This is a genomic window from Noviherbaspirillum sp. (genome assembly GCF_035627455.1).
In the GTDB taxonomy this organism is placed as follows: Bacteria; Pseudomonadota; Gammaproteobacteria; order Burkholderiales; family Burkholderiaceae_D; genus Noviherbaspirillum.
This window is the reverse complement of record NZ_DASPLS010000069.1, coordinates 40872-53128: the sequence shown is the minus strand read 5'-3', so window position 1 is coordinate 53128 and position 12257 is coordinate 40872. Positions and strand designations below refer to the sequence as shown.

11 protein-coding genes are annotated in these 12257 nt (G+C 66.1%); 5 read left to right on the top strand and 6 right to left on the bottom strand.

Annotated features, from left to right (window positions below; translation table 11 throughout):
- Positions 1-81 precede the first annotated feature (81 nt).
- The 4 genes from VEC01_RS13330 (at position 82) to VEC01_RS13315 (ending at position 4965) form a co-directional block, all read left to right on the top strand.
- The gene (locus VEC01_RS13330; protein ID WP_324901378.1) at positions 82-1512 is read left to right on the top strand and encodes a phospholipase D-like domain-containing protein; all 1431 of its coding nucleotides are present in this window, start codon (positions 82-84) and stop codon (positions 1510-1512) included.
- Positions 1513-1775: 263 nt separating this feature from the next.
- A complete protein-coding gene (locus VEC01_RS13325) occupies positions 1776-3104 on the top strand; it encodes a sugar dehydrogenase (RefSeq protein WP_324901377.1) in 1329 nt (442 codons plus the stop codon).
- A gap of 17 nt (positions 3105-3121) precedes the next feature.
- Positions 3122-3934 (top strand): DUF2243 domain-containing protein, encoded by an 813-nt coding sequence (locus tag VEC01_RS13320; RefSeq protein ID WP_324901376.1) that lies wholly within the window; start codon positions 3122-3124, stop codon positions 3932-3934.
- Positions 3919-4965 carry a M28 family peptidase gene (locus tag VEC01_RS13315; protein WP_324901375.1) on the top strand — a complete coding sequence of 349 codons (1047 nt, stop codon included), beginning with the start codon at positions 3919-3921 and terminating at the stop codon, positions 4963-4965. The genes VEC01_RS13320 and VEC01_RS13315 overlap by 16 nt, the downstream gene beginning before the upstream one ends.
- A 20-nt stretch (positions 4966-4985) precedes the next feature.
- Here VEC01_RS13315 and VEC01_RS13310 read toward each other — a convergent pair whose 3' ends face one another.
- From VEC01_RS13310 to VEC01_RS13285, 6 genes are all read right to left on the bottom strand, one after another.
- Positions 4986-6650, bottom strand: a complete 1665-nt coding sequence (locus tag VEC01_RS13310; RefSeq protein WP_324901374.1) for a methyl-accepting chemotaxis protein — start codon at positions 6648-6650, stop codon at positions 4986-4988.
- A gap of 184 nt (positions 6651-6834) precedes the next feature.
- Positions 6835-7419, bottom strand: coding sequence for a CHRD domain-containing protein (locus tag VEC01_RS13305; RefSeq protein ID WP_324901373.1), 585 nt, complete (start codon positions 7417-7419; stop codon positions 6835-6837).
- A gap of 127 nt (positions 7420-7546) precedes the next feature.
- Positions 7547-7921, bottom strand: coding sequence for a carboxymuconolactone decarboxylase family protein (locus VEC01_RS13300; protein ID WP_324901372.1), 375 nt, complete (start codon positions 7919-7921; stop codon positions 7547-7549).
- 48 nt (positions 7922-7969) lie between these two features.
- Complete coding sequence (locus tag VEC01_RS13295; RefSeq protein ID WP_324901371.1) at positions 7970-9274, bottom strand: family 1 glycosylhydrolase; 1305 nt, start codon at positions 9272-9274, stop codon at positions 7970-7972.
- 87 nt (positions 9275-9361) lie between these two features.
- Entirely contained in the window at positions 9362-10555 is a 1194-nt protein-coding gene (locus VEC01_RS13290) for an MFS transporter (protein ID WP_324901370.1), read from the bottom strand.
- A gap of 70 nt (positions 10556-10625) precedes the next feature.
- Positions 10626-11522, bottom strand: coding sequence for a LysR family transcriptional regulator ArgP (locus VEC01_RS13285; protein ID WP_324901369.1), 897 nt, complete (start codon positions 11520-11522; stop codon positions 10626-10628).
- 110 nt (positions 11523-11632) lie between these two features.
- On the opposite strand from VEC01_RS13285, the gene VEC01_RS13280 reads away from it, so the two are divergent.
- Positions 11633-12244 carry a LysE/ArgO family amino acid transporter gene (locus VEC01_RS13280; protein WP_324901368.1) on the top strand — a complete coding sequence of 204 codons (612 nt, stop codon included), beginning with the start codon at positions 11633-11635 and terminating at the stop codon, positions 12242-12244.
- Positions 12245-12257: the final 13 nt, after the last annotated feature.

Below are 12257 nucleotides of genomic sequence, written 5' to 3'. Positions count from 1 at the left end.
TTCTGCGCACGGAATTATCGAACGGCAAAACGGTTCCAATTGCCATAAACCTTCAAACAATCAACAAGAACGAGTGCCGCGATGAGTCTTCCACTTGCGTGGTTCCGCAACCTGCTTCCCTTCCGCTTTATCGCCGTCGTACTGGCGGGCCTGCTGCTGGCCGCCTGCGCCAGTCTTCCCGATGTGCACTACCTGCGCGAGCGCCAGTTCGTGCCGCAGCAGGAGCCGACCATCATCACCGTACGCGGCGAGATGCCCGACGGTAAAAAGCAGGCGCTGCTCGACGGGCTCGCGGCGCGCGTCGGGCCCACCGACATCCTCGCCAGGCATATCGCCGCCGAAGAACAGATCAGCGGGCGTCCGCTGATCGCTGGTAACAAGGTCATGCTGCTCGATGACGGGCCGGCGACGATGCGCGCGATGATGGCGGCAATCCGCGGCGCGCGCGACCATGTGAATCTCGAAACCTATATCTTCGAGGCGGACGAAGTCGGCCTGGCGCTGGCCGATCTCCTGATCCAGAAAAAGGCCGCCGGCGTCGCGGTGAACCTCATCTACGACAGCGTCGGCACGCTCGACGCGCCGAGCGAATTCTTCGAGCGCCTGCGCGCCGCCGGCATCAACCTGCTCGAATTCAACCCGATCAATCCGGCCCGCGCGCAGGGCGACTGGGCGATCAACCACCGCGACCATCGCAAGATCCTGGTGGTCGACGGACGCATCGCGTTCACCGGCGGCGTCAACATCAGCAAGGTCTACGGCAAGAGCTCCTTCCTGCAGGGAAAACGCCGGCAGCAGGAGCCGCCCAGGGATGCGAAGGAAGCCGCGTGGCGGGATACCCACATGCAGATCGAAGGGCCGGCTGTCGCCGAATTCCAGCGCCTGTTCCTCGACACCTGGCAGCGCAAGTCCGGCGCCGCGCTGCCCGACGCAAACTATTTCCCGCCCCTCAGGCAGGAAGGCCGTTCGCTGGTGCGGGCCATCGGCAGCACCCCGGAGCGGCAAGACTTCTCCGTCTACAAAACCTATATTTCCGCCTTTGCCCATGCCGACAGATATATTCACCTGACCACCGCCTATTTCGTGCCGGATCGCCAGGTGGTGGAGGCGATGATCGACGCCGCGCGCCGCGGCGTGGACGTGCGCATCATCTTCCCCAGTTTCACCGACGTCGGCCTGCTCCTTTATGCAGGGCGCTCCTACTATGATGAATTGCTGGCCGCCGGCATCAAGGTGTACGAACGCAAATCCGCAATGCTGCATGCCAAGACGGCGGTGATCGACGGCGTATGGTCGACCATCGGCTCGACCAACCTCGACATGCGCAGCTTCCTGCATAACGACGAGGTGAATGCGGTGGTGCTCGGCGTCGACTTCGCCGAGCGCATGGAAGCGCTGTTCCAGCGCGACCTGCAGGAATCGGTGGCCGTGACCGCGGAGGCCTGGAGCCGGCGCGGGCTGCGCGAGCGCCTGCGAGAATGGGCGGTGCGACTCTTCGAATACTGGTTGTAGTCGAGTGGAACATACCGTTACGAAAGTTGCACACCGGTCTTGATGTAACCGCAAGTTTGATCGCGCCGGAACTGCGCAAGTGCAAGGTTGAACCAAATTGCCATTCACGCATCACATTCCTGCGTGTGCATTGACTTTGGGGAAGCGCGTACGGAATGACTTTTTCGACGAAAGCAGGGTGGAGCGCAGCCGCGCTGCGAATACTAATGGTATTCATGCTGGCAGGATTGATCTCCTGCGGCGGCGGCGGAGGTGGAGGTAGTGTGAGCGCAGCCGGCGATGCGCCGGCTGCGGCCGCAAACGCACAGGGAGCTGCGCCGGCGCCCCCGCCTGCGGTACAGGCAACGGCCGCCGCGGTGGTGCGCGGGCTGGAAGTGCCGGACGGTCTTGCCGCCCCGCCTTTCGATGTGCAGCGGAACCTGACGGTGCCGCCCGGCTTCGGCATCCGCCTCTGGGCACGCGTGGCGGGTGCGCGCTTCATGGCGCTGGCGCCCAACGGCGACGTGCTGGTGTCGGTGCCCGGCGCCGGCAAGATCGTGCTGCTGCGCGAACGCGCGGGCGGCGGCGAACCGCAATCCTTCGACTATGCGACCGGCATGCGTAACCCGCATGACATGGTGTTCCACCGCATCGGGGAGACCACTTACCTGTACGTGGCAGAATCCAATCGCGTCACGCGCAGCGTGTATCGCGGCGACGAGACCTCGCGCGGCGAAGTCCAGACGGTGGTGGACGGCTTGCCGGACGACTCGACGCCAGAGCTGCAGGGCCGCTACGGCCACCAGCTGAAGAACATCGCGCTGTCCCCTGATCACAAGCTGTACGTCTCGGTCGCATCCGCCTGCAATGCCTGCGCTGAAGACACGCAGAGCGATCCGGTGCGCGGCGCGATCTATGAATACAGCGCCGAAGGCCGCGACCGCCGCCTGTACGCGCGCGGATTGCGCAATGCGGAAGGACTGGATTTCTTCCCCGGCACCGGCATCCTGTGGGTGGCGGTCAACAACCGCGACGAAGTGCGGGTGCCGCTCGACATCGATGTCGACGGCGATCGCAACAGCGACCTCGGCGAGATCGTGCCGGCCTGGGTCGACGAGAATCCGCCGGAACCGTTTACCGCGGTGCGCGACGGCGGCAACTACGGCTGGCCATTCTGCAACCCGGTGCCGAATGCGGCGATGGCGCAGCTCGATGTGCTGGCGGATTTCGAATTGAACCGCGACGGCCAGGCGCTGAACTGCGCCGGCGTCGACCGCGCCTCCAAAGGCATACGCGCGCATTCGGCGCCGCTCGGCTTCAGCTTCCTGCATGCGAATCCGGTGCCGGCCGCCTACCGCAAGGGCGCGGCAGTGGCCCTGCATGGCTGCTGGAATTGCTCGCAACTCGCCGCCGGCTATAAAGTGGTGTACTTTCCCTTCGACGACAGCGGCAATGCCGGTGCCGAGATCGACCTGGTCACCGGCTTCGTTTCCGACGCTGCCGCGCGCCGGGTGTGGGGGCGGCCGGTGGATGTGATTGCCGACGCCCGCGGCAACCTGCTGATTTCGGATGACTACGCCGGCGCCATCTACCAACTGTATCCGCGGCCCTAATCTTCACAGGCATCAAGATGGACAATCGCGTTACCTTCCTGAGGCCCTTGCCCAAGGGCCTGAGCGGGGCCGGCTTTCTGCTCGGTTTTTCCCTCGGCGGCTTTTTCGACGGCATCCTGCTGCACCAGGTGATGCAATGGCACCACCTGTTGAGCGGGATCGGGCGCCCTCCATTCGATGACCTGCGCGTCCAGCTCCTCGCCGACGGCCTGTTCCACGCGGCGATGTATGTGATCGCCGCTGCCGGCCTGTGGAAACTGCTCAAGGCGCGCTTCGCGCTGGTCGACCGTGCTTCCGACCGCCTGCTGGTGGCGGCCGCGCTGATCGGCTTCGGCGCCTGGCATATCGTCGACGCGGTGCTGTCGCACTGGGTGCTCGGACTGCACCGCATCCGGATGGACGTGCCCAATCCGCTGCTATGGGACTTGTTATGGTTCGGCGTGTTCGGCGTGCTGTTCGTCGCGGCCGGCCTGCTGATGCGGCGGCCGCCGTCGTCGCCGCACGGATTCGAACGGCGCAGCAAGGCTCGCTCCACCCATGCGCCAATGCTTGCCGCCGGCGTGGTTCTCGCGGCCCTGACCACGGCACTTGGCGGCCGCGGCGACCCCAACATGGTCACGGTGCTGCTGCGTCCGGGCGCCACGCCGGCGCAACTGCTTGCCGGCCTGCATGATGTTGATGGCCGCGTGGTGTGGAACAGCGTGCGCGGCGAGGTTTGGGTGCTGGCGCTCGGCCCGGATGCCCGGCCCGGGCGCCTGTACGCGCACGGCGCGATGCTCGTGAGCGGCACAATTCTTCCGGCCGGATGCAGCGCATGGGTGCAAGGATAGTGCGGCGCGTATTCAGCGGCCTTTCGCGCATGCGCGGCATGGTGATGGCGCCGCTCCTGGGTGCGGCGGCGCTGGCCGGCGGCGGCCTGCTGGGTCTGGTCACCACGATGCCCGGCGAATCCTGGCGCGGCCCGCTGCCGGCCTTGAGCGAGGAAGAAAACGGACTGGCGCAGCGTCTGCGCGCGCATGTCGAGCAGATTGCCGCGCGCGAACACAATACTGCGCATCCCGGCGCGCTGGAGGATGCGGCGCGTTATATCGAAACCACGCTCGCCAGCCTCGGCTACACGGTGAAACAGCAAATGTTCAGCGCCGACGGCAACCGCGTGCGCAACTTGGAAGTGAGCGTGCGCGGGCCCGGCGCGGAGAACGGCAAGCCGGGCGTGCTGGTGGTCGGTGCGCATTACGATTCCGCGCGGGGCACGCCGGGCGCGAACGACAACGCCAGCGGCAGCGCGGCGGTGATCGAGCTGGCGCGCGCGCTGCGGCAGGAGGCGCTGCCGCCCGGCAGCGAAATCCGGCTGGTGCTCTTCGTCAATGAAGAGCAGCCCTACTTCAAGTCACCGCAGATGGGCAGCTTCCTGCATGCGCGCGACCTGTACCGGCATGGCGAAAACGTGATCGGGATGCTGTCGCTGGAGACCATCGGCTATTATTCCGACGAGAAGAACAGCCAGCACTATCCGGCGCCCTTGAACCGGCTGTATCCGGACACCGGAAATTTCATCGGCTTCGTCGGCGACACCGGCTCGCGCGACCTGGTGCAGCAGGCGATCGCGTCCTTCCGCCGCCATGCGAAATTCCCGTCCGAAGGCCTGGCCGCGCCGGCCAGCATTCCCGGGATCGACTGGTCCGACCATTGGGCCTACCGGCAACACGGGTTCCCGGCGCTCATGATCACCGATACCGCGCCCTACCGCTATCCGCATTACCACAGCAAGCATGACACGCCGGACAAGGTCGACTATGAACGCCTGGCGCGGGTGGTCGCCGGCGTCGAAAAAGTGGTGCGCGACCTGGCGGCGCGGTAGGTTCCAGGTTTTCTTCCCGCCTAGCCGACCAGCCGCAGGCGCCTTTCTGCCGGCCGCGCCGCCGGCTGCGCGGCAACGCGAGCGCTTCGCCGCGGCGGGGCCGCGCCGGTGTCGCCCGCGCCGAGCCGGAACATCGCGATCGTCTGCGACATGCGGTGCGCCTGCTCCGCCAGCGACTCCGCCGCGGCCGCCGCCTGCTCGACCAGCGCCGCGTTCTGCTGCGTCGCCTCATCCATCTGCGCGACCGCTTCGTTGATCTGTTCGATGCCGGCATCCTGCTCCCGCGATGCCATCGAAATGTCGCCCATCAGGCTGCTGACCCGGCTCACCGATGCCACCACGTCGTCCATCGTCGTCCCCGCCTGGTGCACCAGCTGCGTGCCGGCATCGACCTTCTGCGTCGCCGCGTCGATCAACTGCTTGATGTCACCGGCGGCGGCGGTGCAGCGCTGCGCAAGGTTGCGCACCTCGGCGGCGACCACGGCGAAGCCGCGTCCCTGTTCGCCGGCGCGCGCCGCTTCCACTGCCGCGTTCAGGGCCAACAGGTTGGTCTGGAAGGCGATCCCGTTGATCAGACCGACGATATCGACCACTTTCTTCGATGCCGCGCTGATGTCATCCATGGTCGTCACCACCTGCCGCACGACATCGCCTCCGCGTGCCGCCACCTCCGACGCATTGACGCCGAGACGGTGCGCAGCCGACGCATTGTCGGCGTTCTTCTTCACCGCCGCCGCGAGCTCCTCCATGCTTGAAGCGGTCTCTTCGAGGCTGGCCGCCTGTTCTTCGGTGCGCGAGGACAGCCCGAGGTTGCCGGCCGCGATCTCGTCCGTGCCCACGGTGATGCTTTCGACGTTGGCGCGCACGTCGCCGATGATTGCCTGCAGGTTGACCTTCATCTGCTGCAGCGCGCGCAGCAACTGTCCGATGTCGCCGCGCTGCGATGTGTCGAAGCTGTCGCACAGGTCGCCGCCGGCGATTGCGCGCGCGACCCTGGTGGCGTCGCGCACCGGTGTGGCGACCGCCGTGTGCAGCGAATACCATGTCGCCAGGGCGACCAGGAAGGCGGTACCGGCGAGGCCGCCGAGCAGCCATGCGAACGGCGCGGATGGCGCTGCCATTACGCCGGCCGTACCCATGCCCAGCATCAGCAGGCACAGGATCGCCATCTTCAGCGCCAGCGCTCGCGCGAACGGCATGCGGCGCAGCGCGGCAATACGGCCGATCCAGCCGGTGCGCACCACGTCGCCGCCGCGGATCGCAAGATGCCTGGCCTGGCCGGCGCGCATCGCCGCATAGAGCGCTTCGGCCGCCGCCACCTGCTCGCGCGACGGCTTGGTGCGTACCGACATGTAGCCGACCGCGCGCTCGCCCTCGCGCACCGGCGTCACGTTGGCCACGACCCAGTAATACTCGCCGTTCTTGCGGCGGTTCTTCACCAGCCCGGTCCAGGGCTTGCCGGCCTTGAGCGTGTCCCACAGGTCGCCGAACGCCTCCGGAGGCATGTCGGGGTGACGCACCAGGTTGTGCGGCGCACCGAGCAGTTCCTCCTCGGTGAAGCCGCTGACTTCGATGAAATAGGGGTTGACGTAAGTGATCTTTCCCTTGAGATCGGTCTTCGACACGATGGCAAGGCCATCGCGCAAAAGATACTCTTCATTCCTGACGGGCAGGTTTTTTCGCATGGCTTGTCTCCTCGCACGATGGCTGGCATTCCGATCGTCCGCACAGGCTTACGCCCTTTTTATAGTTTCCGTGAGGAAATATTTATAGTCTGCCCACCCCTTATCGAACTTGATATGAATCAAGCTTTATGCAAAATATTGACGCTCCGAAATATTAAGAGTGCGGCGAGACTTGCCGCTCCGGTCAAAAGCCGAGGGTAAGACCGAGCCCCACGCCGGTGAAATGGCCTTCCTCGTAGTCTTCGATCTCTTGCAACTGCTGCAACTGCAATTCGACCGCGGGCGACAGGCCGCGCACCTGCTGCAGCAGTACGATCTGCTCCACCGCCGGCATCACCCATATCACCTGCCCGCGGATCTCGCCATTGGGGAAGCCGGCGGTGTGCACATCGAAGTAATAATTACCTGCCCGCAGTGCAGCAAACTGCGCCTCGCTCAGCGCTGCGCGCGTCGTCCACGCATTGGCGCCCGGCACCTTTTCCAGCGTGAAGACGGCCGGGCCGACGGCGCCGGACGGCGCCTCATGCAGGTGCACAGTGCCGGCCACCGGAGCGTTGAGGATCACGCTGGCGGTCAGCGCGCTGCCGTCCGGCTCGACGGTGACCACTCCGGAGCCGGAAAGGCCGGTGGAGGCGGCCGGCAATTGCTGGGTGCCGCCGAGCGCCGCGGAGAACGCATAGGGAGCGTCGTCGTCGCTGCCGCCGCAGGCGGCAAGGACGCACACCGAGAACAGGACGGCCTGCCAGGCCGGAAGGCGAAAGGATGCCATGCTGGGCTCCTGGAATAAGGAACACGCAGGATCTCCCTGGTCCGCGGCGGTGCCGTCGGCGCCGGCCATTGCGCGAACCGGCCGGCGGCGCTTGTTGTGGGAAGGCTGCATGCAGCCTTCATGCCAGCTATTTGCCGGCTTCCTTCATCACTTCCTGCGCAGTGCGGAAGGCGTCGATTGCCAGCGGCGCGCCGCAGTAGACCGCCGCATGCAGCAGTACTTCGCGAATCTCTTCCGGCGTGGCGCCGTTGTTCAGCGCGCCGCGCAGGTGTCCCTTCAGCTCCTGCGCGCGGCCAAGCGCGGTCAGCATCGATACCGTGACCAGGCTGCGCGTCTTCAAGTCCAGCACGCCACGCTGCCAGACCGTGCCCCACGCATTGCGCGTGACGAATTCCTGCAAGGGCATCGTGAACTCGTCCGCGTTCGCGAATGCCTTCTCGACGAATTCCTCGCCCATCACCTGCTTGCGCATCCGCAAGCCATCCTCGAATTGCTGATCCATGCCGCGCCTCCATTGCTGAAAGCGCCGATTATAGAGCGGCGAGCACGCCTATTCCGCGATGACCGGCGCTTCCGCATCCGCATGCCGGGTGCGGTAAGCCTGCACGCGCTGCCGCCGCGCCCAGTCCTTGTCGGCCTCGCTCGGCATCACCACCGGCACCTGCAGGCACACGCTCTGGGTCGGCAGCACCTGCCGCCACTCGCGGATCAGCTTGCGGTAAGTCTCCCCCACCGGACGGATATTACGGTCGAGATCGTACAGGCCGAGCGCGTTCACGTTGCCGTTGTTCTCGCGCAAGCCGGTGTCCCAGTCGACCTGGTCGGTCAGCGAATACCAGGTGAAGCCGACGATCGGCATGCCGTCGTTGCGCACGCGCAGCACATTCGCCCACTGCTTGCGCAGCCAGCACACTGCCTCGCTGCCGTTCGGCCCCTGGCACAGGTTGGTTTCGGTATGCATCACCGGCAGCAGGTAGCGGTCGTGGTACTGGCGGGTGATCACCGCATAGCCGAAGATTTCACCGGATGCGCTCATGCCGCCGTCTTCGCGCACCAGATGCTCATTGGTCACGTAGTAGTCGTTGCCCATGATGCAGTGGTGCTTCAGGTTGTTGTGCAGGAAGAAGTGATACTCCTCTCGCGTCATGCCGTTGTCCATCAGGTATTCGTACATCTCCGAATCGACCCGCCGGCCGTAGTTGAGGTCGAGCGACAGGAAGCGGCGCGCGTTCTCCAGCTCCGCCGGACGGATCGCACGCGGACTTTCGGCATGGAAGTACTCGGAGGATTCGCTCTGGATGAACAGCGCGTCCGGCCGCACTTGCAGGATCGCGCGCATCGCCAGCACGTTCGCCTTCACCAGGTGCTTGAGCGCGGTGACGAAGGCGCGGTCGCTGCGCAGCTGCTCATTCCACCAGCCGAAGCGCGCGGAAAACTGCGCGCAGATGAACATTTCGTTGACCGGCGTATACAGCTGCACCCACGGGAAGCGCTCCGCAAATGCCTGCGCATAGCAGGCGAAGATCTGCGGGAAGTCCGGGTTCTGGAAATTGCCCAGCCAGTCCGGCACGCCGAAATGGCATAGATCGACGATCGGCGCGATATCCCTGTGCCGCAGGTCTTCGAAGGTCTCGTCCGCGAACGACCAGTCATAGCGGCCGGCACCGAGCAGGCAGCGGTGCAGCGGCGGCCCGTAGCGCAGAAAGTTGATGCCGAGTTCCTGCACCCGGTCGAAATCGGCGCGCCAGTGACGGTAATGCCCGCATTTCTCCATTTCATCCATGCGCACCCTGCCGCCGTGGATGGTGGGAATGCTGTTTTCAATGCCGGTGGCAAAGATGAAACCGGGAGACATGGGACACCTCTCCGCGCAGCGGGAAACGGGCCGCGATGAAAATTGGGACCGCCGGCGGCGGCGCAAGTTTCATGAAGGAACAAAGCATCAGAAATGCAGGCTGCGCCGGACGCCGACTGCCGACAGGAAGCACAGCAGGGACACCAGCGAGATCGCCAGCAGGATGCCAAGCAGCCAGGCCGGCGCCGGGTTGGCCTGCACGATCGCGGCGGCGGCGAGCGGGCCGGCCGCCTTCGCCACCAGCGACGGCCCTGCCAACGCACCGGAAATCGCGCCGTAGTTCTCGCGGCCGAACAGTGTCTGCGGCACGGTGCCGCGCACGATGGTCAGCACGCCGTTGGACACGCCGTACAGCATGCAGAAGGCGGCGACCGCGACTTCGCGTTCGCCGAGAAGCAGCAGCGCCAGCAGCGCCGCCGGCAGGATCGCAAAGGTAAGCTTGCCGACGGTTTGCGGGCGGACATGGCGGGCGAAGGCGAGTTCGCCGATGCGGCCGGCCACCTGCATCGGCCCGACCAGCGACGCCACCAGCACCGCGACGCCGGCCGAATGGCCGAAGCGCTGCAGCATCGGAATCAGGTGCACCGACAGCACCGAAAAGATGAACAGGTTGGCGGAAAACGCGACCGCCAGTCGCCAGAACACCGGGTCGCGCAATGCCTCATGCAGGGTGTAGTTGCGCGCCGCGTGCGGCCCGCGGTCGACCGGCGGGCGGCGTCCGCCGGAGCGCAGCATCGCATGCACCGGTGCACACAGCAGGAGATGGATGGCGCCGTAGAGAAGGAAGGTGTCGCGCCAGCCGAGCAGGCTGTCGAGCTTGAGCGTGAGTGGCCAGAACACGGTGCTGGCGAGTCCGCCGAACAGCGTGAGCACCGAAATCCCCTTGCGCGCATCGGCCAGGAATTCACGGTTGATGGTCGCGAACGCCGCTTCGTAGAGCACCATCGCCATGCCTGCGCCGACCGCGCTCCAGGCGAGGAAGTACAGTGCGACCGAATGCGCGCTGCCGATGCCGATCATGCCGAGGCCGGCCAGCACGGAGCCGCCGGCCATCACCTTGCGGCCGCCGATGCGGTCGATCAGCATCCCGGCCGGCGTCGATGCCAGCCCGGCGATCAGCAGGCTCCACGAAAAGGCGCCGAACACGATCTCGGTGCGCCAGCCGAGCTCTTCCTCGATGTGATGCGCGACGATCGCGAACGCATAGTACAGCGAACCCCACGATACGATCTGCGTGAAGGCGAGCAGGTAGACGATCTTCCAGGGTTCCTTGCGTGTCATCGGCGGGGCGTGCGGCATGCGGGGACAAGCAAGTGTACCCGCTTCGCGCCGGTGCGGCCGCGCGGCCGAATCAACGCCCCCCCTTCAGCAGCGTGCGCGCCTGTTCCACCAGCGTGCGCGACAGGCGTTCCATGCGCGGCGACTGCACCTTCCAGCCATGCCAGTACAACGCGACATCGGTCGGCCTGGCAGGCGCGATGTCGACCAGCGCGCCGGTCGCCTGCAGCGCGCGCATCTGCAGTTCCGGCAACATGCCCCAGCCGAGGCCGAGCACGATCGCCTGCATGTACGGCTCGGAGGCGGGTATGTAATGGCGCGGCCAGGCATCTTCGGGCAAGCCGTGGTGCCGGAGCAGGAACTCGGCCTGCAGCCGGTCCTTGCGGTCGAACACGATGACCGGCGCCTGCGCCAGCGCCGCGCGCGTCATCCCCCTGCCGAACCAGCGCGCGCGGAAATCAGGAGAGGCCATGCAGCGGTAGCGCATCGCGCCGAGCGGCTCGGCGCTGCAGCCGCGCATCGGTTGCGCCTCGGTCGATACGCAGCCCAGCGCGCGCCCGGCCTCCAGCAACGTGTAGGTATGGTCCTGGTCATCCAGCATCAGGTCGAGCAGCACGTTTTCGCGCATCGCGAACGGCGCGAGCGCCGGCAGGAACCAGCTTGCCAGGGAATCGTTGTTGACCGCGATCGCGATGCTGACCGGCGCCGCCTCCCTGCCCGAAAATTCCGACTGCAGGTCGTCTTCCAGCGACTGCACGCGCCGCAGGTGCTGCAGCAGGCGCCGGCCGGCCGGCGTGGCCCGGCAGGGCCGCGAGCGCATCACCAGCGGCGTGCCGAGCGCGATCTCGAGCGCACGCACGCGCTGCGACACCGCCGACGGCGTCACATGCAGCAGCGCAGCCGCCTGCTCGAAGCTGCCGCTTTCGATGACGGCGCGTACCGCCTCGCATTGCCAGGGGTCCATATGCATCGTTTTTTCGAGATTAAGAATTTTTTAGCTTGAACGAATTATATTGAATTCTGTTTATCCGCATCGCGCGCTGCGCGACAATGGCCGCATGTTCAACCTGGGAGTGGAAAATGCCGCTGACGTTCTACCTGAAGGGCCTCGGCCTTGGCGCCGGCCTGATCGTCGCGATCGGATCGCAGAACGCGCATGTGCTGCGCATGGGCCTGCGCCGCCAGCACGTCGGCCTGACCGTCGCGGTCTGCATCCTGTGCGAGGCGCTGCTGATCTCGGCCGGCGTGGCGGGGGTGGGAACGACAGTCGAGAACAGTCCGGCGCTGATGGCAATGGCGCGCTGGGGCGGCGCCGCCTTCCTCGCCTGGTACGGCCTGCGCGCATGGCGTTCGGCGTTCGGCCGGCATGCGCTGCAGGCGTCGCCGCAGACAACCGTGCTGACCGCGCGCGAAGCGGTGACGACGGTGCTGGCCGTCACCCTGCTCAATCCGCATGTGTATCTCGATACCGTGGTGCTGCTCGGCGCGGTCGGCGGGCAGCAGGGGGCGGAAGGAAAATGGTGGTTCGCGCTGGGCGCGGTCACTGCCGGCGTGGCGTGGTTCCTGCTGCTCGGCTTCGGCGCGCGCCTGCTGTCGCCCTGGTTTGCGCGGCCGTCGGCATGGCGCGTGCTCGACAGCATCATCGGCGCGGTGATGCTCGCGCTGGCCGCCACGCTCGCGGCGGGCGCATAGCAATTCCGGCTGC

What these genes read in the sequence shown, in the direction of transcription:
- VEC01_RS13290 (WP_324901370.1), bottom strand. Translation starts at nt 10,555, where the DNA reads ATGACACGCAAGGAACCCTGGAAGATCGTCTACCTGCTCGCCTTCACG.
- VEC01_RS13305 (WP_324901373.1), bottom strand. Translation starts at nt 7,419, where the DNA reads ATGGCATCCTTTCGCCTTCCGGCCTGGCAGGCCGTCCTGTTCTCGGTG.
- VEC01_RS13320 (WP_324901376.1), top strand. Translation starts at nt 3,122, where the DNA reads ATGGACAATCGCGTTACCTTCCTGAGGCCCTTGCCCAAGGGCCTGAGC.
- VEC01_RS13310 (WP_324901374.1), bottom strand. Translation starts at nt 6,650, where the DNA reads ATGCGAAAAAACCTGCCCGTCAGGAATGAAGAGTATCTTTTGCGCGAT.
- VEC01_RS13300 (WP_324901372.1), bottom strand. Translation starts at nt 7,921, where the DNA reads ATGGATCAGCAATTCGAGGATGGCTTGCGGATGCGCAAGCAGGTGATG.
- VEC01_RS13330 (WP_324901378.1), top strand. Translation starts at nt 82, where the DNA reads ATGAGTCTTCCACTTGCGTGGTTCCGCAACCTGCTTCCCTTCCGCTTT.
- VEC01_RS13285 (WP_324901369.1), bottom strand. Translation starts at nt 11,522, where the DNA reads ATGCATATGGACCCCTGGCAATGCGAGGCGGTACGCGCCGTCATCGAA.
- VEC01_RS13295 (WP_324901371.1), bottom strand. Translation starts at nt 9,274, where the DNA reads ATGTCTCCCGGTTTCATCTTTGCCACCGGCATTGAAAACAGCATTCCC.
- VEC01_RS13280 (WP_324901368.1), top strand. Translation starts at nt 11,633, where the DNA reads ATGCCGCTGACGTTCTACCTGAAGGGCCTCGGCCTTGGCGCCGGCCTG.
- VEC01_RS13315 (WP_324901375.1), top strand. Translation starts at nt 3,919, where the DNA reads ATGGGTGCAAGGATAGTGCGGCGCGTATTCAGCGGCCTTTCGCGCATG.